This window comes from Streptomyces sp. ISL-99 (assembly GCF_018614005.1).
Classification (GTDB): Bacteria; Actinomycetota; Actinomycetes; order Streptomycetales; family Streptomycetaceae; genus Streptomyces; species Streptomyces flavidovirens.
This window is the reverse complement of record NZ_JAGGPC010000048.1, coordinates 106,605-128,869: the sequence shown is the minus strand read 5'-3', so window position 1 is coordinate 128,869 and position 22,265 is coordinate 106,605. Positions and strand designations below refer to the sequence as shown.

Below are 22,265 nucleotides of genomic sequence, written 5' to 3'. Positions count from 1 at the left end.
GGCATGACATCCGCCGGCCGGCTCAACCCGTGCGGTGACGCACACCGTCCGCCCAACCCGAAGAATGGGGGCATGAGTTCGTCCCCCCGCCGGCGCTTCCGCACCTGGACCGCCACCCCCGCCTACCCCTGGATCACCGGTGGCGCGCTGACGGCCTGCGCGGTCGCGGAACTGCTCGCCTACCCCGGCTCGGTGACCATCGCGACCGGCGTACTGCTCTCCGCCGCGTCGCTGATGTGGCGACGTTCGTGCCCGCCCGTCGCCGTGCTCACGGTCGCCACGGGGCTGGTCAGTTTCGCCGCGGGCAGCAGCCTCTACATCTGCACCATCGTCAGCGGGCTCGTCGGCTTCTATACGCTCGGCCGCCACCGCGTCCACCACCCGGCGATCCTGATCGCGGGCGGCACACTCGGCTCCCTCGCCGTGAATCTGGCGCACATCGCCGACTGGTCACGGCAGGACGGACTGCCGGTGCCCGCGCTCGGCGGTCCCGGCTCCCTGGGGCTCTTCGCCGAGGCGTTCGTACTGTCGGTGGTACTCCTGGGCGCCGTGTCGATGGGTGACGCCGTACGCGCCCGGGAGGAGACGCGCAACGAACGCGCCCTGGCCCACGCCCAGTTGATCACGATGGAGCGGCAACAGGCCGCCGAGGCGGAACGGGCGGCCACCGCCCGCGAGTTGCACGACATCGTCGCCCACTCGGTGTCGATGATCGCGGTGCAGGCGGAGAGCGCGACATACACCTCCCCGGGTCTCACCCCCGAAGCCCGCGACGGCTTCCAGCAGATCGCGTCCACCGCCCGCTCCTCGATGGCCGAACTGCGCCGCCTCCTCGGCGTACTGCGCACCCCGCAGCAGACCGGCACGCCCCTCACCGCTCCGCAGCCGACGCTCGGTCACCTCGCGGAACTCCTCGACCAGCACCGGGCGGTGGGCGGCGAGGCGGAACTGAAGGTCACCGGCGAGCAGGTGTCACTGCCCGCCGCGTGGGAGCTGTCGGCGTACCGCATCGTGCAGGAGGCGCTGACCAACGCGCGCAAGCACGCGCCCGGCGCCCGTACGGTGGTGCAGATCGATTACGGCTCCGACCGGCTGGCGCTGCGCATAGGCGACGACGGACCGGGACTCACCGCACCGGCGACGACCGGCCACGGGCTGGCCGGGATGCGTGAGCGGGCGGCGCTGGTCGGCGGCAGGCTGAGTGCGGGCCCGGGCCCGGACGGCGGTTTTCTGGTGGAGGGGGAGCTTCCTTGGTGATCAGGGCAATGGTGGCCGACGATCAGGCGGTCGTACGGACAGGCTTCGTGAGCCTGCTCGGCACCCAGGACGACATCGAGGTGGTGGGCGAGGCCGAGGACGGCGCGGAGGCGGTCCGTGTCGCCGCCGAGACGCGCCCCGACCTGGCCCTGCTCGACATCCGCATGCCGCACAAGAACGGCATCGAGGCCGCGCGCGAGATCCTCGCCGCTTCGAACGGCGCGACGAAGGTGCTGATGCTGACGACCTTCGGTCTGGACGAGTACGTGTACGAGGCGCTGGCGGCCGGCGCCGGAGGCTTCCTCCTCAAGGACGCCACGTTCCCCGAACTGCTGCACGCGGTTCGAGTGGTGGCGGCCGGCAACGCACTGCTCTCGCCCGAGATCACGAAACGGCTGATCGGGCAGTTCATCAGCGGACGGGCCGCCGCGCGACCGGCGCGCACGGTCGCGGACCTGACCGCCCGCGAGGTCGAGGTGCTGGTCCTGATCGCACAGGGCCTGTCGAACGCCGACATCGCCCACCGCCTGACCATCACCGACCACACCGTGAAGACCCACATCAACCGTCTCTTCACGAAGATGGGCCTCAGGGACAGGGCGCAGGCGGTGATCCTGGCGTACGAACTGGGTCTGGTCCGCGCGGGGGCCACACCCTGACCGAACCAGAACGGCCCCTGCGTCCTTCGGGCATGCCGTCAAACTCCGGAGGGGCTGTGTGGTCGCCGCAACGCGGCACCACCCAGCCCCTCCGGCGATACAGAGGAGCGGGCTCCGGAGCCGAGACCCCACGCGGCGGAGCCGCACAATGTCACAGCGGGAAGGGGCGGGCAGGGGAGCCAGCACGCCGCAGGCGCCGCCCGTCCCGGTGTCAGTCCGCCGCCCCCAGCACCACGACCTCGTCCGCCGCGAAGGCGACGCCTACCTCCGCCCCCACCTCCGGCGCGTCCCGCAGCGCGCACTCCGCCTCCAGCAGCGGCGCCCCCGCCGGCTGCAGGAGTACGGCGACGTGGTGGCCCCGGAAGGTCCGCCCCGTAACGGCACACGGCAGCCCCTCCTCCACCGGCACCAGCCTGACGCCCGCCGGGCGGACCAGGAGCCGGGCCTCACCCTGCGCCGTCCCCGCCGGGACAGGGACCTTGCCCCACACCGTGTCGGCCGCCTCGCCACTGACCGTCGCGGCGGCCACATTGTCGAAGCCCAGAAAGCGCGCGACGAACTCGGAGGCCGGCCGCTGCCAGACCTCCAGCGGCGTGCCGGTCTGCGCGATCCGGCCCTCCCGCATGACCACCACCCGGTCGGCGAGCGCGAAGGCCTCGCCCTGGTCGTGCGTGACGGCCAGCACGGTCGTACCCAGGCGCCCGAAGAGCTGCCGCAGCTCGACGACGAGCCGCTCACGCAGACCGCGGTCCAGCTGTCCCAGCGGCTCGTCGAGCATCAGCAGCTTCGGCTCCGGAGCGAGCGCCCGCGCCAGCGCGACCCGCTGCTGCTCACCGCCCGACAGTGTGCTGATCGCCCGCCGTCCGGCGCCCGGCAGGCCGACCATGTCCAGCAGCTCACCGACCCGGCGCGCCTGTTCCGCCTTCGCCTCGCCGCGCATCCGCAGCCCGAAGGCGACGTTTCCCCCGACATCCCGCTGCGGGAAGAGCTGGTGGTCCTGGAACATCAGCCCGACCCCCCGCCGGTGCACCGGCACCCCGCGCTGGTCGCGCCCGTCGAGCAGCACCCGCCCGGCGTCCGCCGCCTGCAGCCCGGCGACGACCCGCAGCAGCGTGGACTTCCCGCTGCCGCTCGGCCCGAGCACGCACACGATCTCGTGGTCGGCGACCTCCAGGTTTACGTCGTCGAGCACGGCTCGCTTCCCGAACCGCACGGTCGCCCCGTCCAGCCGCAACATCAGAACTCCCCGGATCCGGTTCGGTCGGGCCGCATGCGTTCCAGGACCAGCAGCGACACCGCGCACACCACCATCAAAATCGTGCTCAGGGCCATCGCCTGCCCGTAGTTCAGGTCCCCCGCCCGCCCCAGCAGCCGCGCCACGGCCACCGGCAGCGTCGGATTGTCGGGCCGCGCGATGAACACGGTCGCCCCGAACTCGCCCAGCGATACGGCGAAGGCGAACCCGGCGGCGACGAGCAGCGCCCGCCGCACCATCGGCAGGTCGACCTCCCGCCACGCCCGCAGCGGCGAGGCCCCGAGCACGGCCGCCGCCTCGCGCAGCCTCGCGTCGACCGCCCGCAGTACGGGCAGCATCGTGCGTACGACGAACGGCACACCCACCAGCGCCTGCGCGAGTGGCACCAGAATCCACGACGTACGCAGATCCAGCGGCGGCCGGTCGAGCGTGATGAGGAAACCGAAGCCCACCGTCACGGCCGACACGCCCAGCGGCAGCATCAGCAGCGCGTCGAAGCCGCACACGAGCCGCCCCGCCCGCCGGGTGAGGGCCGCCGCCGCGAGCCCGCCGACCACCAGCGCGATGGCGGTCGCGGCCAGGGCGTACTCCAGCGAGTTCCACACCGCTTCCAGCGGCGGTACGAGGAAGGTGCCCCCGCTCGCACCCGCCGACTGAAGCGCCCGGTAGTACCCGAACCCGTACCCGTCGGGCCCGTCCAGCGACCGCTCGACGAGCACCCCGAGCGGCACCAGGATGAGCCCCGCAACCGTGGCGAGCACGCCGCCGAGCAGCGCCCACTGCCCTGCCCCGCGCGGCGGCCGCGCCGTCTGCGCCGCGTCGACCAGCTTCAGGGCGCTCTCCCTGCGCCGTACCGTCCACGCGTGTACGGCGAGGATCGCGCCCACCGCCGCGAACTGCACCAGCGTCAGCACGGCCGCCGTCGGCAGGTCCAGGAACTGCGCGGTCTGCCGGTAGATCTCCACCTCCAGGGTGGAGTAGGCGGGCCCGCCGAGGATCTGCACGACACCGAAGGAGGTGAACGTGAACAGGAAGACCATCAGCGCCGCGGCGGCCACGGCGGGCACGAGCGCCGGCAGCGTCACCCGCCGCCAGGCGGTGAACCGCCCGGCGCCGAGCACCCGGGCCGCCTCTTCCTGGCGCGGGTCGAGCTGCGACCACAGGCCGCCCACGGTCCGTACGACGACCGCGTAGTTGAAGAAGACGTGCGCGAGCAGGATCGCCCACACGCTGGTGTCGAGCCGTACGCCCCACAGCTCGTCCAGCAGTCCGCCCCGCCCGAGCAGCGCCAGGAAGGCGGTCCCGACGACGACCGTAGGCAGCACGAAGGGCACGGTGATCACGGCGCGCAGCAGCTGCTTGCCGGGGAAGTCGAGCCGGGCGAAGACGTACGCCGCCGGAAGCGCGATCAGCAGTGTCAGGGCCGTGGAGGCCAGTGCCTGCCACGCGGTGAACCACAGAACATCGAGGATGTCCGGATCGGCGAGCACCTCGCCGATCCGGCCGAACCGCCAGACGCCGTCCACCTTGAGCCCGCGACCGACGATCGCGGCCACGGGGTAGGCGAAGAAGGCCGCGAAGAACGCGACGGGCACGGCCATGAGACCGAGCCGCACCGCGCTCCCGCGCACGGCCTTGCCTACTTCAGGACGAGCGAGGACCACGACTTGACCCACTGCTCGCGGTTTTCAGCGATCTTCTCCGGGGCCACGGTCTGCGGCTTGTCGACGACCACGCCGTGCTGCGTGAACAGCTCGGGCAGCTTCGCGTCCTTGACCACCGGGTTCACGAACATGTTCAGCGGCATGTCCTCCTGGAACTTCTTCCCGATGAGGAAGTCGATGAGCGCCTTGCCGCCCTCCTCGTTCTTCGCACCGGTCAGCAGCCCGGCGAACTCGGTCTGCCGGAAGCAGGTGCCGGTCGCGACGCCGGTCGGCGCCTCCTTGGGCTGCGGCTTCGCGTACAGCACCTCGACCGGCGGGCTGGAGGCGTACGAGACGACGAGCGGCCGGTCGGCCTTCGATGCCTTGCCGCCGGCGGAGCCGGAGAACTCCTCGTTGTAGGCCTGCTCCCAGCCGTCGACGACCTTGACGCCGTTGGCCTTGAGCTTCTTCCAGTAGCCCTGCCAGCCGTCGTCGCCGTACTGACCGACCGTGCCGAGCAGGAAGCCGAGACCGGGCGAAGAGGTCCCGGCGTTCTCGGTGACGAGCAGGTTCTTGTACGCCGGCTTGATCAGGTCGTCGAAGGACTTCGGCGGCGCGAGCTTCTTGTCGGCGAAGTACTTCTTGTCGTAGTTGACGCAGATGTCACCGGTGTCGACGGGCGTGACGCGGTGCTTGCCGCTGTCCAGCTGCACCTCGGCCGGGACCTCGCCGAGCCCCTTGGCCTCGTACGGCGTGAAGATGCCGTTGTCGAGCGCCCGCGAGAGGAGCGTGTTGTCGACGCCGAAGAAGACGTCGCCGCGCGGGGAGCCCTTGGTGAGGATCTCCTGGTTGAGGGCGGCGCCCGCGTCCCCGCTCTTGAGGACCTTGACCGTGTAGCCGGTCTCCTTGGTGAACGCCTTCAGTACGGCGTCGGAGGCGTTGAACGAGTCGTGGCTGACCAGGGTCACGGTCTTGGACTTCTTGCCGTCACCGGAGCCGGAGTCGTCCTTGCCGCCCCCGCACGCGGCGAGCGTGGAGACGCCGAGCGCCGCGGCCAGAGCCGTGACCGCGAGCTTCTTGGTGGTGTGCACTGAATTCCTCCTGGGATGGGACATCCAGGAAGAGACGCGGCCCCGCCCGCGGAAAACGGGCAGGGCGCAACAGCTCGAGTAGTGACCGAACTTCCTACCCAGAATGACCTGGGCAAGGTTCAGAGGGTCTGCGGCGTACCGCACTCTCAGCGCTGTGGCGCTCCCCTGTCGGAATATGTAAATGTGCGGCCCACGTTACACGGGCCCTTTCCCCGGCCTATCGCTCGGTAGCCGCCAGCTGTCCGCACGCTCCGTCGATCTCCTGGCCACGGGTGTCCCGTACGGTCACGGGCACGCCATGAGCTGCGATCGCCTCGACGAACGCCTTCTCGTCCTCGGGACGGGAGGCGGTCCACTTCGAACCCGGGGTCGGGTTCAGCGGGATCAGGTTGACATGCACCCGCTTGCCCTTGAGGAGGCGGCCGAGCAGGTCACCGCGCCACGCCTGGTCGTTGATGTCGCGGATCAGCGCGTACTCGATGGAGATCCGGCGGCCGGACTTCTCGGCGTACTCCCACGCCGCGTCCAGGACTTCCCGCACCTTCCAGCGCGTGTTGACCGGCACGAGGGTGTCGCGCAGCTCGTCGTCGGGGGCGTGCAGCGAGACGGCGAGACGGCACTTGAAGCCCTCGTCGGCGAACCGCAGCATCGCCGGGACCAGGCCGACCGTCGACACGGTGATGCCGCGCTGCGACAGCCCGAGCCCGTCCGGCTCCGGGTCGGTGAGCCGGCGGATGGCGCCGACGACGCGCTTGTAGTTGGCGAGCGGCTCGCCCATGCCCATGAAGACGATGTTGGACAGCCGCGCGGGGCCGCCGGGAACCTCGCCGTCGCGCAGCGCGCGCATGCCGTCCACGATCTGGTGCACGATCTCTGCGGTCGACAGGTTGCGGTCGAGACCGGCCTGTCCGGTCGCGCAGAACGGGCAGTTCATGCCGCACCCGGCCTGCGAGGAGATGCACATGGTGACCCGGTCCGGGTAACGCATCAGGACGGACTCGACGAGCGTCCCGTCGTGCATTTTCCACAGCGTCTTGCGCGTGGTGTCGTCGTCGCAGCTGATGTGCCGCAGCACGGTCATCAACTCCGGCAGCAGCTCCGCCTGGAGCTTGTCGCGCGAACCGGCGGGGATGTCGGTCCACTCCGCCGGGTCGTGCGCGTACCGCGCGAAGTAGTGCTGCGACAGCTGCTTGGCGCGGAACGGCTTCTCACCGATCGCGGCCACGGCCTCGCGGCGCTCGGCGGGCGTGAGATCGGCGAGGTGCCGCGGGGGCTTCTTGGCTCCGCGCGGCGCGACGAAAGTGAGTTCTCCAGGTACAGGCATGGTTTATTCAGTGTCGCAGACAATTTGTGCACCACCGAAAGTGGCCATTGAGCAACCCCAACGGCGCCCAGCCACCTCCGCGAGAGCGGCGGCGGTTCAGCCGCAAAAAGGGGTAGGGGCCCGCCGTCCTGTGGACGACGGGCCCCGGACGCACAAACCTGCAGGTCAGCCCGTACCTACAAAGATGACCAGCAGCAGCCACACCACCGGAGCCGTCGGCAGCAGCGAGTCGAGCCGGTCCATGATGCCGCCGTGTCCGGGAAGCAGCGTGCCCATGTCCTTGATCCCGAGATCCCGCTTGATCATGGACTCGCCGAGGTCGCCGAGCGTCGCGCTCGCGGCCACCACGAAACCGATCAGCAGGCCCTGCCACCACGTTCCGTCGTGCACCAGGAACTCCATGCACAGCGCGCCCGCCGCCATCGCGAAGGCGACCGCGCCGCCCAGCCCCTCCCGGGTCTTGCCGGGGCTGATGCGCGGTGCGAGCTTGTGCTTGCCGAAGCGCCAGCCCACGGCGTACGCCCCGGTGTCGCTGACCACCGTCAGCAGCAGGAAGGTGAGTACCCGCTGCGCGCCGTCGTCGGCCGCCAGCATCATCGCGACGAACGTCGCCAGGAACGGCACGTAGAACGCCGCGAAGACGCCCGCCGTGACGTCCTTGAGGTAGCCCTCGGGCGACTCGGTCATCCGCCAGACGAGTACCGCGAGCGCGGTGAGCGCCATGGCGACCCACGCGCCCTCCGCGCCCCTGACGTACCCCGCCACGACCATCGCCGCGCCGCCGACCGCGAGCGGCACCAGCGGGGCCTTGATCCCCTTGCGCTCTTCCAGCCGCGAGGTCAGCTCCCACAGCCCGACCACCACGGCGACCGTTATCACGCCGAGGAAAGCGGCTTTCCAGATGAACAGCGACGCGATGATCACCGCGCCGAGTCCCACGCCCACCCCTATGGCGGCACGCAGATTACGCCCCGCACGCTTCTTCTGCGGGGGCGTCGGCGGGGTGGGCATGGGCTCCTCGGGAGGCACGATGGGCATGGGGCGAGTCTGCTCGGCCTGCTGCGCATCGTAGGCGGGACCCGCCGGGGCAGGCCCCTGGTCGGAGGGTCCCCACGCGGCGGCGTAGTCGCCCCGCGTCGGGGCCCCCCAGGAAGAGTCGTTCATCAGACCTCGAGCAACTCGGCTTCCTTGTGCTTCAGCAGCTCGTCCACCTGCGCGGCGTACTTCGCGGTGGTGTCGTCGAGCTCCTTCTCCGCACGGCGGACCTCGTCCTCGCCGGACTCCTTGTCCTTGACCAGCTTGTCGAGGGTCTCCTTGGCCTTGCGGCGGACCGCGCGGATCGAGATCTTGGAGTCCTCGGCCTTGGTCTTGGCGACCTTGATGAACTCCTTGCGGCGGTCCTGCGTCAGCTCGGGGAACGTCACCCGGATGATGTTGCCGTCGTTGCTGGGGTTGACGCCCAGGTCGGAGTCGCGGATCGCCTGCTCGATGTTGCGCAGCGCGCTCTTGTCGAACGGCGTCACGATGGCCATCCGCGCCTCGGGGACCGAGAAGGAGGCCAGCTGGTTGATCGGCGTCAGTGCGCCGTAGTAGTCAGCCACGATCTTGTTGAACATCGCCGGGTGCGCACGGCCGGTGCGGATCGCGGCGAAGTCCTCCTTGGCCACCACGACGGCCTTCTCCATTTTCTCCTCGGCCTCGAGGAGGATTTCTTCGATCACCACTTGCTCCTGCGTGTCTCGATCGGGCCCGGCATGAACTGCATGAACAGACCCTGTGAACCTGCGTCTGTGAGTGTGCGCGTCTTCTCTGCACGGTGTCCGACCGGCAGAGTGTTTGTCCATCCTCCGGTCAGGCCCGGGTGCCCCGGTCGCTCACGAGCGTGCCGATCTTCTCACCCTTGACCGCCCGCGCGATATTGCCCTCGGCGAGCAGCTCGAAGACGAGGATCGGAAGGTTGTTGTCCCGGCAGAGGGTAATCGCCGTCATGTCGGCGACCTTGAGGTCCCGGGTGATGACCTCGCCGTACTCGAGCGCGTCGAACTTGACGGCTGCGGGGTTGGAACGGGGGTCGGAGTCGTAGACACCGTCGACACCGTTCTTGCCCATCAGCAGAACCTCGGCGTCGATCTCCAGGGCACGCTGAGCGGCGGTGGTGTCGGTGGAGAAGTAGGGCATCCCCATGCCGGCGCCGAAGATGACGACCCGGCCCTTCTCCAGGTGGCGCACGGCGCGGAGCGGGATGTACGGCTCGGCGACCTGGCCCATGGTGATGGCGGTCTGCACGCGGCTGTCGATGCCTTCCTTCTCCAGGAAGTCCTGGAGGGCGAGGCAGTTCATGACCGTGCCCAGCATGCCCATGTAGTCGGACCGGGCCCGGTCCATGCCGCGCTGCTGGAGCTCGGCGCCACGGAAGAAGTTGCCGCCGCCGATGACGACCGCGATCTCCGCACCGTCACGCACGACGGCGGCGATCTCCCGCGCGATGGCGTGCACGACGTCAGGGTCCACACCCAGGCCGCCGCCGCCCGCGAACGCCTCGCCGGACAGCTTCAGCATGAAACGGCCGGTCACTTTGCCGTCGTCGCTCTTCTGGGTATTCGTCATGGAGATCTCCTAGTGCACATACGAAGAAGGCCATTGCCGGTGGGTGCTGAGTCCCGTGCGCGGCAATGGCCTCCTCGTAAGATCTGCGGTCGTCCGTTACGTGCGCGTCCGACTGCTGTAGACCCTAGCGGGGTCCACGCTCGATCGCTGAAACGGACTAGATGCCGACCTTGATGCGCGAGAAGCGCTTCAGGGTGACACCGGCCTCGTCCAGAACCTTCTGGACGGACTTCTTGTTGTCCAGGGCGTACGGCTGGCCGAGGAGGGTGGCCTCCTTGAAGAAGCCGTTGACGCGACCCTCGACGATCTTCGGGAGCGCGGCCTCGGGCTTGCCCTCGGCGCGCGTGGTCTCCTCGGCGACGCGGCGCTCGGCCTCGACGACCTCGGCGGGGACGTCGTCGCGGTCCAGGTACTTCGGAGCGAAGGCGGCGATGTGCTGGGCGATGCCGCGGGCCAGCTCGGCGTCGGCCTTGTCCAGCTCGACCAGGACACCGATCTGCGGGGGCAGGTCGGGCATGGTGCGGTGCATGTACGCGCTGACGTAGGCGCCGGAGAACTGTGCGAAGCGGTCCAGGACGATCTTCTCGCCGAGGTTGGCGTTGGCCTCGTCGACGTACGCCTGGACGGTCTTGCCGGGCTCGATCTCGGACGCGAGGAGCGCCTGGATGTCCGCCGGGGACGTCGCGGCGACGTGGGCGGCGAGCGCGTTGGCGACGGCCTGGAACTTGTCACCCTTGGCGACGAAGTCCGTCTCGCACTTCAGCTCGACGATGACACCAGAGGTGTTGTCGTCGGAGATGAGGGAGACGACGGCACCGTTCTCGGCGGAACGGCCCTCGCGCTTGGCGACGCCCTTCTGGCCCTTGATGCGCAGGGCCTCGACGGCCTTGTCGACGCTGCCCTCGGCCTCGTCGAGCGCCTTCTTGCAGTCCATCATGCCGGCGCCGGTGAGCTCGCGGAGCTTCTTGACGTCCGCGGCGGTGTAGTTCGCCATGATCTGTGAATCTCTCTCGAAGTCGAAACGAAGATCTACGGGTGGCGGCGGGGGCGGGCGCTTGTCGCGCCCTCCCCCGCCGTCGTCAACCGTGACGGGTGTCAGGCCTGCTCGGCCTCGGCGGCCGGGGCAGCGGCCTCGGCCGGAGCAGCCTCGGCCGGGGCGGCCTCGTCGGCCTTCTCCGCGTCGGCGACCTTCTCGGTCTCGGCGGAGGTCTGCACCTCGAAGTCGGCGGCCGGAGCGGCTTCGTCAGCCTTCTTGTCGCCCTCGAGCAGGTCGCGCTCCCACTCGGCGAGCGGCTCGCCGGCGGCCTTGTCGCCCGGCTTCTGGTCGCCGGTCGCGGCGCCGGAGCGGGCGATGAGGCCCTCGGCGACGGCGTCGGCGATCACGCGGGTGAGCAGGGTGACGGAGCGGATCGCGTCGTCGTTGCCCGGGATCTTGTAGTCGACCTCGTCGGGGTCACAGTTGGTGTCGAGGATCGCGACGACCGGGATGTGGAGCTTGCGCGCCTCACCGACGGCGATGTGCTCCTTCTTGGTGTCCACGATCCAGACGGCGCTGGGCACCTTGGACATCTCGCGGATACCACCAAGGGTCTTCTCCAGCTTGGTCTTCTCGCGGGAGAGGACCAGGAGCTCCTTCTTGGTGAGGCCCGACGCGGCCACATCCTCGAAGTCGATCTGCTCAAGCTCCTTCAGACGCTGAAGGCGCTTGTAGACGGTGGAGAAGTTGGTCAGCATGCCGCCGAGCCAGCGCTGGTTGACGTAGGGCATGCCCACGCGCGTCGCCTGCTCGGCGATCGCTTCCTGCGCCTGCTTCTTGGTGCCGACGAACATGATGGAGCCGCCGTGGGCGACGGTCTCCTTGACGAACTCGTAGGCGCGGTCGATGTACGACAGCGACTGCAGCAGGTCGATGATGTAGATGCCGTTGCGCTCCGTGAAGATGAAGCGCTTCATCTTCGGGTTCCAACGACGGGTCTGGTGACCGAAGTGGACGCCGCTTTCCAGCAGCTCCCGCATCGTGACGACGGCCATGGCCGTACTCCTTGAGTTACTCGGTTTGCCGCGTCCGCAGGATTGCGGTCGCGCCTGACGCCCCATGCGCCGTGCCACGAGGGACCGAGCGGCGCGGCCACCCACCGCAGAGAGGGTGTGGTGGCGGGGCGTGCGAAGTCGACCCGGTGACCCGGATCGCCACAAGAAGTGTACGGGACCTACGCGGTGCCGGGTGACGGCGATGTCCACAACCGTCCCGCGATCCACAGATCGGCGTCATGATCCCCAGGAATCGTCTCGTCACGCGACGGTGTGTGGATGCGACGAATGACTGTGCTGGTACTGGCCCTGATCACCGCGATGCTCACCCCTCCCCCGGACGCCATCGCCGGTGCGATCCCGGAGGCGGCGGTGTGGCCGGTGGGCGAGCGCCCCCCGGTCGTACGGTCCTGGGAGCCGCCGCCCTCCCCGTACGCGGCCGGGCACCGCGGCGTGGACCTGGCCGCCGGGCCGGGTGAGCCGGTGCGGGCGGTGGCCTCGGGGCGGGTCTCCTTCGCGGGCCCGGTCGCGGGGCGCGGGGTCCTGTCCGTCACCCTGCCGAATACGGGGGAACCGCCGCTGCGGACGACGTACGAACCGGTGCGCGCGCTGGTCGCGAAGGGCGACGAGGTGAGAGCCGGCCAAGTGGTGGGCGTACTCCAGGACGGCCCGTTCCACTGCCCGTCCGCCTGCCTGCACTGGGGCCTGCGCCGAGGCAAGACCTACCTGAACCCACTGACGCTGCTCCCTGACCACCTGCTCCGCCGGGGCCCGCCCCGCCTGCTGCCGGTCTTCGGCATGCCGAAAGCCGAAGGCGCCACCGGGAGCATCCAGCCCTTCCGGCGTTTGAGGAGCGGGGTCTGGGGCGGAGCCATGGTTCGCGAAGGGGCGGGACGGGGAACAAGCCCGCCGCAGGCGACGCGTCAGGCCTTGCCCTGGACCCCATGCAGCGCCATGGCGACCGTCGTATCCGCGATCACGTCCGGATCCTCCGCCGCACCGAGCTCGATACGCCGCACCGCAGCGTCGACAACTCCCTGGAGCATCATCGCGGCCAGCCGGGGCTGCTCGTGGCCCAGCGCACCGAGCGCGTCGACGATCATGGTCACCAGACCGCCGTGCGCCGCGCGGATCTTCTCCCGGGCCCCTGCGTCGAGCTCGCTCGCGGAGATCGCGACCACGGCGCGGTGACGCCGGTCGCCGACCAGGACGAGCTGCGCGCGTACGTACGCCTCGACCTTGCCCGCCGGGGTGTCGGCCCGCTCCATGGCGTTCTCGACGTCGGCCGCCCAGACCGGGAAGTCGACGGCGCACAGCTCTTCGACGACGGAGGCGCGGGAACGGAAGTACTCGTACACGGACGACCGGGCGAGGCCGGTGCGCTCAGCGAGGGCGGGGAAGGTCAGCGCTTCCGTACCGCCTTCGGACAGCAGGGAGCGGGCGGCGTCCAGCAGGGCGCCGCGCTGCATCGTCCGGTGCTCGGCCACCGAGGCCGCTCGAATCCTTGGCACGGTCCCACTCTACGGATGAGCCGCCGCCGTGACGACGTAACGGGAGCGGCAGGGACGATTCAGCGCTTGTCAACGTCCCGCGTCGGCCAGCTTCGCCCTGAGCTGGAGCACCGATTTGGTGTGGATCTGGCTGACCCGGCTCTCGGTCACCCCCAGCACATTGCCGATCTCGGCGAGGGTGAGACCTTCGTAGTAGTACAGCGTGACCACGGTCTTCTCGCGTTCGGGCAGCGTGTTGATGGCGCGGGCGAGCATCCGGCGCAGTTCCCGGTCCTCGGCCACCTCGACCGGGTCGTCGGCGTGGGTGTCCTCCAGCGTGTCCATCAGACTCAGCCGGTCGCCGCCCTCTCCTCCGGCGTGCAGCAGTTCTTCCAGGGCGACGACGTTCGCCAGCGACAACTGGCTGAAAACCGCGTGCAGTTCCTCCAGCAGGATGCCCATCTCCGCCGCGACTTCGCTCTCGGAGGGCGTACGGCGCAACTGCGCCTCCAGCGTCGCGTACGCGCGCTCGACCGCCTTGGCCTTCTGCCGCACCGATCGCGGGATCCAGTCGAGGGCCCGCAGTTCGTCGATCATGGCGCCGCGGATGCGGGTGATCGCGTATGTCTCGAACTTGATGGACCGCTCGATGTCGAACTTCTCAATGGCGTCGATGAGCCCGAAGACTCCTGAGGAGACGAAGTCGGCCTGCTCGACGTTGGGCGGCAGCCCGACGCTCACCCGCCCCGCGACGTACTTCACCAGCGGCGAGTAGTGCAGGATCAGCTGCTCCCGCAGCCGCTCGTCGCCCGTGGTCTTGTACGACCGCCACAACTCGTCGAGCGACGAGGGTGCGGCGGGCCGCACGCTGCCACGCGCCGCGTGTGGCACTGCCGCGCGGTCAGACCCGGAGGTGTGCTGGGGCATGCGTTGCCTTGAGCCGTTCTGCTGTGACGTCGGGGGAATCTTGCGCCTGTATGGGGACCCTCGTGAGCGTAGCGTGACTGCGCCGTCGCAGTCCGCGCAGGATATGGGATGGCCCCCTTCAAGATGAATGCCGGGAGACACACGCCGCTCCGGGGCCGTCACCGTGTACGGCGGCCCCGGAGAGCGGTCCGGGAGGGCTGAGAAGGCCATAACCAGTACCTTTTCACCCGAATGCCGCTGGTCAAGTACCGCCTCGCCGCACATTCGCAGGGCGCACGGCCCCGGGCGTCAACTGCCAGCCGTCACCCAGCCGTTCGACGAACCCCAACGAGTGCAGTTCGTACAGCTTGCCGAGGGCGTCCTCGGGGGTGGTCCCCGCGCCCCGGGCGACGCCGCGCGCGTCGACGGAGCCCCGGACCGGCAGCGACTCCAGTACGAGAGCCGCGACCGGATCCAGCAGGTCCCTGGGCAGTACGGGCCCCCGGCGCGCCGGGGCGAGATCGCCGATGTCCCCGACCAGTTCCACCACCTCCGCGGCGTCGGTGACCAGCACGCCCTCGCCCCGCAGCAGTTCGTGCACGCCCGCCGAGAGTCCGCTGGTGGCGGGGCCGGGTACACCCATCGTGAAACGCCCGAGCCGCTGCGCGCTGCGTGCCGTGACCAGTGAGCCACTGCGGTACTCCGCTTCCACCACGACCGTGCCCCGGGTGAGGGCGGCGATCACCCGGTTCCGGAGGATGAACCGGCTCCGCGTGGGATGGCCCCCGGGCGGCAACTCCCCGATCACCAGTCCTTGTTCCGCGATGCGCCCGATCAGCTCCGCGTGCCCCCGCGGATAGACGACGTCGACCCCGCAGGCCAGCACCGCGACGGTGGCGCCGCCCGCCGCGAGCGCTCCCCGGTGGGCGGCGCCGTCGACGCCGAACGCGGCCCCGGACACCACGACCCAGCCACGCTCCGCGAGCCCGGCGCCCAGCGATGCCGCCATGTGCGCCCCGTACGAGGTGCAGGCCCGGGCCCCGACGACGGCGACGGACCGCAGCGCCCACATCCTCAGATGCGGCCGGCCCCGCACCCACAGCCCGACCGGCCGGCCGTCCCCCAGGTCGTCGAGCTGCCCGGGCCACTCCTCGTCGCCGGGGCAGACGAAGCGGCCGCCGACCGCGGCCACCGCCGCCAGGTCCCGCGCGGGGTCGGCCGCCGCGGCCCGCATCCGGTAGCCGCCGAGCCGCTTCCCCGTCACGCCGGTCAGCACCTCGGCCGCTTCCTCGAAGTCGGTCGAGGTGAGCCTGCGCATCAGCTCCACCGCCCCGCACTCCCGAAGCCACCGCCCGCCGTCCTCGTCCCCCGGCTCGATGACCCGGGTCAACGCCGCCCGCGCCAGCCGCTCCAGCTCATCCACTCCCTGACCCGATCCCGTCCCGACACCACCGGCCTCCCCCTCGACAGTCCCCTCGCCCGTTCCTTCGGCCGTCTCCTCCCCCGCGCCCCCGTTCACCCCGCGCCTCCCATCAGCGCCGGGGCGCCCCGCGCGATCCCCGTACGCAGCTCAAGCGCCAGGTCGACATGGCGTTCGTCGGGGCGGTCGCAGCCGGCCAGGTCGGCGACCGTCCAGGCGACGCGCAGTACCCGGTCGAGGCCACGGGCCGTCAGCAGCCCCCGTTCCATGTCCTGCTCGGCCGCGCCGAGAGCCCCGGGCGCCGGCTGCCAGCGCGTACGCAGCTCATGTCCTGGCACGTCACTGTTCGTGTGCCACGGAGTGCCCTCCAGCCGCGCCGCCGCCCGCGCCCTCGCCTCCCGGACGCGCTCGGCGACCACGGCCGTCGGCTCGCTGCGCCCGCCCTGGCCCAGCAGATCGGCCCGCTGCACCGGCTCCACCCGGACCCGCAGGTCGACCCGGTCGAGCAGCGGCCCCGACAGCCGCGCCTGGTACTTGCGGATCGCCGACGGCGGGCACTCGCACCCCGAACCGTGCAGCGTGTGACGCCCGCAGAGACACGGATTCGCCGCCAGAACCATCAGGAACCGGGCGGGCAGCCGCACCACACCGGCGCTCCGCGCCACCACCACGTGCCCCGACTCCAGCGGCTGCCGCAAGGAGTCCAGGGCACGCCCGCTGAACTCGGGTGCCTCGTCCAGAAAGAGGATGCCCCGATGCGCGAGCGAGACGGCCCCGGGCCTCGGCAGTCCGTTGCCCCCGCCCACCAGCGACTGCATCGTCGCCGAGTGGTGCGGGGCGCAGTACGGCGGTGTCCTGACCAGCGGCTCGCCCGGCGGCAGGATGCCCGCCACCGAATGCACTGCGGTCACCTCCAGCGACTCCTGCCGGGTCAGCGGCGGCAGGATCGCCGGCATCCGTTCCGCCAGCATCGTCTTGCCCGCACCCGGCGGGCCGTGGAGCAGCAGATGGTGACCGCCCGCGGCCGCGACCTCCAGGGCCGTACGCGCCGCGTGCTGCCCCGCGACATCCGCCAGATCGGGGCCGTCGCCCCCGCCCCCTCGGTCACCGGCCGCCAGTCCGGTCCCCACCCCGGCGCCCGGCACCATCAGCCCCGCGAGCATGGCGTCGGGCCGCCCTGCCTCGGCCAGGTCCTCCTGCGGCACCTCGGCTCCGGTGAGCACGGCGATGAGCTGGCGCAGGCTCCGCACGCCGAGGACCGAGACGCCCGGCACCAGCCCGGCCTCCGCCGCCGTCTGCTGCGGTACGACGACCTGCCGGTACCCGGCTTCGGCGGCGGCGAGGACGGCCGGCAGGACGCCGCGCACCGGGCGGACCCTCCCGTCGAGCCCCAGCTCCCCGATCATCACCAGATCGGCGATCTCCTTGGGGTCGATGCGCTCCGCCGCCCCCAGCACGGCCACGGCGACGGCGAGGTCGAACCCGCTGCCGCTCTTGGGGACGAAGGCCGGGCTGAGCCCCACCGTCAGCTTCTTCTGCGGCCAGTCGGCCCCGGAGTTGACGACGGCCGCCCGCACCCGGTCCCGGCTCTCGATCAGGCTCTTGTCCGGCAACCCCACCAGCGTGAAGGCGGCCACTCCCGGCTCCAGGTCCGCCTGGACCTCCACCACCACACCCTCGACACCGGCCAGGGCCACCGAGCACGTGCGTGCGAAGCCCATCACGCCACCCCCCGCGCGTGCTCGACGAGGGGCGCTCCGCGCCGGGGCAGCACCACCCCGACAAGGTCGATACGCACCCCGCCCGGCGGGGGTCCTCCGTGCTCGTGCGTCCAGCGCTCGGCGAGGCGGCGCAGCCGCTCTGCCTTCGTGGACCTGAGGGCCTGCATCGGGTGCTCGAACGGTCCTGCTCTGCGGGTCTTGACCTCGCAGATGACCAGTGCGTCGCCGTCCCGGGCGACGATGTCGATCTCTCCCGCGCGGCAGCGCCAGTTGCGCTCCAGGACGGTCATGCCGTCCTCGACGAGCCTGCGCGCCGCGAGATCCTCGCCGTACCGGCCGAGAGCTCCTGTGGCATTCTTCGCGTTCATCCGGTTCCACCTCCGGAACCGAATGTGCCGCGATCATCACCAACTAGTGGATCTTGGTGGACAACCCGCCAGTTGTGGAAAAGTCAGCCACTCGGAAGCTCAAGATCACTCTTGTTGAGCTCCTCGATATTCACGTCCTTGAACGTGAGCACCCGCACCTGCTTGACGAACCGCGCCGGCCGGTACATGTCCCAGACCCAGGCGTCCGCCATGGAAACTTCGAAAAAGACCTCACCCTGGACCGAGTGCACCTGCATCTCGTAGTCGTTCGTGAGGTAGAAACGCCGCTCGGTCTCGATCACGTATTTGAACAGACCGACGACATCGCGGTACTCCCGGTAGAGCTTGAGCTCCATCTCGGTCTCGTACTTCTCGAGGTCCTCGGCGCTCATGGCATGTTCCCCTTCAGCCTTGCGTCCCCCTATTGTGCGCCAGCCCCGTGCGCCCCTATGCGACTTCCGGGGCCAATACCGTCGGCGTACCAGGAGGACCCTCGTCGAGCAGCGTACGCAGCAGCCCGGCGAGCTTGATGGGGTACACCGTCTCACGCGTCGCGGACAGTTCGGCGGAGGTCCACCACCTCAGGCCGGCGACGCTCCGCTGCTCGAGTCCGGTCAGCCCGTCCAGCACCGTCTCGGTCCGCGTCGTACGGGCCAGGTAGAACCATTCGTCCTGGTCCCAGCGCCGCCCGTCGAACATGAACGAGCAGTGCCGCTGCCAGATCACCGGGCCGAGTTCGACCTCTGTGATCCCCGTCTCCTCAGCGAGCTCACGCAGCGCGGCCTCGGCCCTCGTCTCGTCGCCCTCCAGCCCGCCACCAGGGGTGAACCACCAGGTCAGCGCTGGGTCCTCCGGCTCGTACCCGTGCAGCAGCAGGACGCGGTCGTCCGGGTCGAGCAGGATCACCCGCGCGACCTTCCGGAGCCGGCCCCGCGCCTCGGTCAGCGCCCGCGTCTCCACCCTCGCCTCACCGCTCGTCTCGCCGCCCGCCTCACCGTCCACCGGTACCCGCCTTCCGCCGCCCGACCCGCTTCGCGACAGGTCCGTACGCCGCCCCGCCGAAGATCAGGACCACACCGGCCCCCACCGCGGCCAGCACGGGAGCGATCGGTCCGGGCTCGGAAACCCCGCCCGGCAGCGCCTCGAAACTGTCCGGCCGGTCGAGGGTCCCGCCCCACGGCCAGGCCACCGCGTCGACGCGCGCGTCCACCTTGCCCACCGGGACCGTTCCCTTCGCGGCGTCCTCGATGTGCCCCCGTGAGTCCACCGACGTACGCCGCTCGTCACCCAGCAGGAAGAGATGCCCGCCGGGCACCTCGGAGGTGAAGGGAGTAGTCGACGCCGGCTCCCCGCCCGCCAGATAGGGCTCGTCCAGGGGCTTGCCGTTCAGGGTCAGCCGGCCGTCCTCGCCGCAGCAGGCGACCTTGTCGCCGCCGACTCCGACCACGCGCTTGACCATCGGCAGATCGCCCCACACGGAGTCGGTGAAGATCACCACGTCTCCGCGCCGCACCTCGCCGCCGTCGATTCGCTGCGCGAGCACCCGGTCGCCCGCCTTGATCGACGGGGTCATCGAATCGGTCGGCACCGTGTACGGCTTGTACTGCACCGCTCCCCAGGCGAAGCCGCCGAGGAAGAGCACACAGCCGACGGCCACGGCCAGCCCGGACAACACGTTGCCGAGCCGGCCGTGGCCGCCTTCTGTACGTCCTGTTCCGCTCATCGCAGCGCTCCCCACTCGGAGATCGAAAATCGCTGATCCGAGCGGCACCCTACCCGGCGGTACGCCCGCCGGTCAGCCTCCGCCTGCGCCACAGCACCAGCGGCACCGCCCCCGCGAGCCCCAGCGCACCGGGCGCAGCCGACATCGCGACGCCCGCGGCACTGAGCCCCTGCTGGTCGAAGGTGCCGGGGACCGACAGCATGGACCAGCGGTTGACCGGCCACGCCACCACGATGGCGCGCCCGACGACCTCGTCGTTCGCGACGGTGCCGTGGCCCGGCAGCTCCTGGTGGTAACGCGAGTCCAGCGAGTTCTGGCGGTGGTCGCCCATCACCCAGATCCGGCCCTCGGGCACCTTGAGCGGCCCGAAGGGCTCGTCGTTGCACGGGGTGTCACCGGGGAAGATGTACGACTTCTCGTCGAGCGACTTCCCGTTGACCTTGACCGGCCCGTTCTTCTTGCACTCGACCGTGTCCCCGCCGACCGCGATGACCCGCTTGATCAGGTCTTTCTCCTCAGCGGACGGCATCAGGCCGATGAAGCTGAGGAACTTCTGTACGACGTTCGGGTCCGGCGCCGCGGTGTTCTCCAGCCAGCCGCCCGGGTCGTGGAACACCACGACCTCGCCGCGCTCCGGCTCGGAGCCGAACCACGGTGTCAGCTTGTCGACCAGCACCCGGTCACCCCGCTGCAGGGTGTTCTGCATCGAGTCCGAGGGGATCGAGAACGCCTGCACCAGGAAGGTCTTGATCAACAGCGCGAGCATGAGCGCGATGATGATCAGCAGCGGCAGCTCCTTCCAGAACGAGCGCGGCTTCCTCGGCCCCACGCTGTCCCCACTGCTGCTGTCGCTGTTGTCGCTGCTGGTCGGGTCTTCGCCCCGTACGTCATCGCTCACGGCTGCGGGTGACTCCGGTCGTTCCTCGGGCTCGTCGCGTTCGGATCGTGCGCCGACCGCCAAATCCCCCACATCCACTCCTCACTCCGTTCCACCGCCCGCGCCATACCTGACGCAGGCCCACCACTCCCATAACGAGCGGGAGTTCCGCAGGGGTCGGGAGCAGGATCATCGCGTTCGGATCCTGGGACGACACCCTATTCGACGGCCCGGCCGCCGAGGTCGCCCCGGCGCGCGGCTCAGGCACGCTCGCGTACGTCCCGGGCTCCTCCAGCTTCCGCCAGTGACTGAAGGGCCACGCGATGAAGACGGCCTGCCCGACGACCTCCTCCTCCCCGACCGTTCCCTCGAACTTCTCGTCCAGGTGGAAACGGGAATCGGCGGAGTCCGACCGGTGGTCCCCCATCACGAACAACCGCCCGGCGGGCACCTTCACATCGAACTCCAGCTCGGAGGGACGGTCGCCCGGATTCAGATACGGCTCCGCGAGCGGTACGCCGTTGACGGTGACCCGCCCGTCCTTGTCGCAGCACTTGACGGTGTCCCCGCCGACCGCGACCACCCGCTTGATCAGGTCCTGTTCGTCCTCGGACGGCAGCAGCCCGATGAAGGTCAGGGCTCCCTTGATCTGCTTGACGCCCACCGGGTCGTCCTCGATGCCGGTCTTCTCCTCCTCCTGCAGCCAGCCGCCCGGGTCCTTGAAGACCACGACGTCGCCGCGCTCCGGCTTCGAGCCGAACCACGGCGTGAGCTTGTCGACCAGCACCCGGTCGCCGATCCGGATCGTCTGCTCCATCGAGCCCGACGGGATCACGAAGGCCTGCACAAGGAAAGTCTTGAGTACGAGCGCGATGAGCAGCGCCACCGTTATCAGGATCGGTATCTCCTTGACGACCGATCTCTGCCGCCGGCGCTTCACCCGCTTCGCCAGCTTCCGCCGGTCCGCCCTGCCCGGCAGCGCGGGCCCGCTCGTCGGCCGCGTACCCGTGGGCAGCCGGGTGTCCGCACGGTGGCTCGCCCGTGCCCGCCCGCGGTTACCCATGGAACCCGACCGGCCCCGGCGCGGTGACGCGCGTACTGTGCTTCGCCGGGGCGCTGCCCCCGGATCCCCGGTCGCCGGACTCGTCCAGCGAGGACCAGCGGCCCACCGGCCAGCCGATCCAGTCCGCCCGCCCCACGACCTTCTCGACAGGCACCATGCCCCCGCCCGGCTCGCCCAGATGGTCGCGGGAGTCGCGCGAGTGCGATCTGTGGTCGCCCATGACCCACAGCGTGCCCTGCGGTACGACGATGTCGAACGGGACCCGCGACGGGGCGTCGCCCGGGTACAGGTACTCCTCGTCCACCGGCCGACCGTTCACCTCGACCCTCCCCCGCTTGTCGCAGCACACGACCCGGTCGCCCCCCACGCCCACCACGCGCTTGATGTAGTCGGTCTCGGCGGGCTCGGCCAGTCCCACAGCCGCGGCCGCCCACCGCAGCAGCCCGGTGACCGGGTTCCCGGCGGGCTCCTCGCGTACGAAGGACCCGGTGCCGTCGAAGACGACCACATCACCGCGCTGCGGTACGGACCCGAAACGGTACGCCAACTTGTTGACGAGCACCCGGTCCCCGATCTCCAGGGTGGGCTGCATCGAGCCGCTGGGAATGAGGAAGGGCTGCATGACGAAGGTGCTGAACAGCAGCAGAAAAGCCGCGCACGCGGCGCCGAGCAGAGCCGGCCCGCGCCACGGAGCTTCGAGAAAACGCGCGGAGCGCGCCCCCTCCTCGTCCCCTGTTCGCGGGGTCGAGGAGCGGTCGCGCTCCGTGTCGTGTGCTTCGGTGTCCATCGGGACGTGAGCCTATCCGGCCGGTCCCGGGCGCCGAATGCGC

Annotated in this window: 23 protein-coding genes, 1 pseudogene and 1 riboswitch; of the genes and pseudogenes, 3 read left to right on the top strand and 21 right to left on the bottom strand. The window is 70.3% G+C overall.

The window, feature by feature from the left end:
* The first annotated feature begins 72 nt into the window (after positions 1-72).
* Positions 73-1,257: a sensor histidine kinase gene (locus J7E91_RS28205; protein ID WP_214909388.1), complete on the top strand. Its 1,185-nt coding sequence runs from the start codon at positions 73-75 to the stop codon at positions 1,255-1,257.
* Positions 1,251-1,916 (top strand): response regulator transcription factor, encoded by a 666-nt coding sequence (locus J7E91_RS28200; protein ID WP_214909387.1) that lies wholly within the window; start codon positions 1,251-1,253, stop codon positions 1,914-1,916. Before J7E91_RS28205 ends, J7E91_RS28200 begins: the two co-directional genes overlap by 7 nt.
* A 211-nt stretch (positions 1,917-2,127) precedes the next feature.
* On the opposite strand, the gene J7E91_RS28195 is transcribed toward J7E91_RS28200, so the two are convergent.
* The 10 genes from J7E91_RS28195 to J7E91_RS37395 all read right to left on the bottom strand — a co-directional run bounded on the left by J7E91_RS28195 (position 2,128) and on the right by J7E91_RS37395 (position 12,421).
* Entirely contained in the window at positions 2,128-3,153 is a 1,026-nt protein-coding gene (locus J7E91_RS28195; protein ID WP_214909386.1) for an ABC transporter ATP-binding protein, read from the bottom strand.
* Complete coding sequence (locus J7E91_RS28190) at positions 3,153-4,772, bottom strand: iron ABC transporter permease (RefSeq protein ID WP_214909505.1); 1,620 nt, start codon at positions 4,770-4,772, stop codon at positions 3,153-3,155. Before J7E91_RS28190 ends, J7E91_RS28195 begins: the two co-directional genes overlap by 1 nt.
* A gap of 38 nt (positions 4,773-4,810) precedes the next feature.
* Entirely contained in the window at positions 4,811-5,905 is a 1,095-nt protein-coding gene (locus tag J7E91_RS28185; RefSeq protein ID WP_214909385.1) for a thiamine ABC transporter substrate binding subunit, read from the bottom strand.
* 73 nt (positions 5,906-5,978) lie between these two features.
* Positions 5,979-6,082: riboswitch (TPP riboswitch) on the bottom strand.
* 40 nt (positions 6,083-6,122) lie between these two features.
* Positions 6,123-7,229, bottom strand: a complete 1,107-nt coding sequence (rlmN, locus tag J7E91_RS28180; RefSeq protein WP_214909383.1) for a 23S rRNA (adenine(2503)-C(2))-methyltransferase RlmN — start codon at positions 7,227-7,229, stop codon at positions 6,123-6,125.
* A gap of 165 nt (positions 7,230-7,394) precedes the next feature.
* Positions 7,395-8,393 (bottom strand): phosphatidate cytidylyltransferase, encoded by a 999-nt coding sequence (locus J7E91_RS28175; RefSeq protein ID WP_214909382.1) that lies wholly within the window; start codon positions 8,391-8,393, stop codon positions 7,395-7,397.
* A complete protein-coding gene (gene frr, locus J7E91_RS28170) occupies positions 8,393-8,950 on the bottom strand; it encodes a ribosome recycling factor (protein ID WP_214909381.1) in 558 nt (185 codons plus the stop codon). Before frr ends, J7E91_RS28175 begins: the two co-directional genes overlap by 1 nt.
* A 130-nt stretch (positions 8,951-9,080) precedes the next feature.
* Positions 9,081-9,836, bottom strand: coding sequence for a UMP kinase (gene pyrH / locus J7E91_RS28165; protein ID WP_251016361.1), 756 nt, complete (start codon positions 9,834-9,836; stop codon positions 9,081-9,083).
* 157 nt (positions 9,837-9,993) lie between these two features.
* Positions 9,994-10,830, bottom strand: a complete 837-nt coding sequence (tsf, locus tag J7E91_RS28160) for a translation elongation factor Ts (protein ID WP_214909380.1) — start codon at positions 10,828-10,830, stop codon at positions 9,994-9,996.
* A 101-nt stretch (positions 10,831-10,931) separates the two neighbouring features.
* Positions 10,932-11,867, bottom strand: coding sequence for a 30S ribosomal protein S2 (rpsB, locus tag J7E91_RS28155; protein WP_214909379.1), 936 nt, complete (start codon positions 11,865-11,867; stop codon positions 10,932-10,934).
* 179 nt (positions 11,868-12,046) lie between these two features.
* Positions 12,047-12,421, bottom strand: coding sequence for a hypothetical protein (locus J7E91_RS37395; protein ID WP_374224790.1), 375 nt, complete (start codon positions 12,419-12,421; stop codon positions 12,047-12,049).
* On the opposite strand from J7E91_RS37395, the pseudogene J7E91_RS37390 reads away from it, so the two are divergent.
* Positions 12,321-12,542 (top strand): annotated as a pseudogene (locus tag J7E91_RS37390) (peptidoglycan DD-metalloendopeptidase family protein); the annotation flags it as partial. The gene J7E91_RS37395 and the pseudogene J7E91_RS37390 overlap by 101 nt on opposite strands.
* A gap of 248 nt (positions 12,543-12,790) precedes the next feature.
* Here the strand turns inward: J7E91_RS37390 and J7E91_RS28145 are convergent.
* The 11 genes from J7E91_RS28145 to lepB (J7E91_RS28095) form a co-directional block, all read right to left on the bottom strand.
* Positions 12,791-13,354: a TetR/AcrR family transcriptional regulator gene (locus tag J7E91_RS28145; protein WP_214909503.1), complete on the bottom strand. Its 564-nt coding sequence runs from the start codon at positions 13,352-13,354 to the stop codon at positions 12,791-12,793.
* A 93-nt stretch (positions 13,355-13,447) separates the two neighbouring features.
* The gene (gene whiG, locus J7E91_RS28140) at positions 13,448-14,284 is read right to left on the bottom strand and encodes an RNA polymerase sigma factor WhiG (RefSeq protein WP_214909378.1); all 837 of its coding nucleotides are present in this window, start codon (positions 14,282-14,284) and stop codon (positions 13,448-13,450) included.
* Between the two features lie 241 nt (positions 14,285-14,525).
* A complete protein-coding gene (gene dprA / locus J7E91_RS28135) occupies positions 14,526-15,686 on the bottom strand; it encodes a DNA-processing protein DprA (RefSeq protein ID WP_214909502.1) in 1,161 nt (386 codons plus the stop codon).
* Positions 15,687-15,778: 92 nt separating this feature from the next.
* Positions 15,779-17,404, bottom strand: coding sequence for a YifB family Mg chelatase-like AAA ATPase (locus J7E91_RS28130; RefSeq protein ID WP_214909376.1), 1,626 nt, complete (start codon positions 17,402-17,404; stop codon positions 15,779-15,781).
* Positions 17,404-17,772 carry a YraN family protein gene (locus tag J7E91_RS28125; protein ID WP_214909375.1) on the bottom strand — a complete coding sequence of 123 codons (369 nt, stop codon included), beginning with the start codon at positions 17,770-17,772 and terminating at the stop codon, positions 17,404-17,406. The genes J7E91_RS28130 and J7E91_RS28125 overlap by 1 nt, the downstream gene beginning before the upstream one ends.
* 83 nt (positions 17,773-17,855) lie before the next feature.
* Positions 17,856-18,164 carry a DUF2469 domain-containing protein gene (locus J7E91_RS28120; RefSeq protein ID WP_003993268.1) on the bottom strand — a complete coding sequence of 103 codons (309 nt, stop codon included), beginning with the start codon at positions 18,162-18,164 and terminating at the stop codon, positions 17,856-17,858.
* Between the two features lie 55 nt (positions 18,165-18,219).
* Positions 18,220-18,717, bottom strand: coding sequence for an NUDIX hydrolase (locus tag J7E91_RS28115; protein WP_214909501.1), 498 nt, complete (start codon positions 18,715-18,717; stop codon positions 18,220-18,222).
* A 46-nt stretch (positions 18,718-18,763) separates the two neighbouring features.
* Positions 18,764-19,495, bottom strand: coding sequence for a signal peptidase I (lepB, locus tag J7E91_RS28110; RefSeq protein WP_214909374.1), 732 nt, complete (start codon positions 19,493-19,495; stop codon positions 18,764-18,766).
* Between the two features lie 49 nt (positions 19,496-19,544).
* Positions 19,545-20,456 (bottom strand): signal peptidase I, encoded by a 912-nt coding sequence (gene lepB / locus J7E91_RS28105; RefSeq protein ID WP_214909500.1) that lies wholly within the window; start codon positions 20,454-20,456, stop codon positions 19,545-19,547.
* The gene (gene lepB / locus J7E91_RS28100; RefSeq protein ID WP_214909373.1) at positions 20,383-21,435 is read right to left on the bottom strand and encodes a signal peptidase I; all 1,053 of its coding nucleotides are present in this window, start codon (positions 21,433-21,435) and stop codon (positions 20,383-20,385) included. The genes lepB (J7E91_RS28105) and lepB (J7E91_RS28100) overlap by 74 nt, the downstream gene beginning before the upstream one ends.
* Positions 21,428-22,222, bottom strand: a complete 795-nt coding sequence (lepB, locus tag J7E91_RS28095; protein WP_214909372.1) for a signal peptidase I — start codon at positions 22,220-22,222, stop codon at positions 21,428-21,430. Before lepB (J7E91_RS28095) ends, lepB (J7E91_RS28100) begins: the two co-directional genes overlap by 8 nt.
* Between the last annotated feature and the right edge of the window lie 43 nt (positions 22,223-22,265).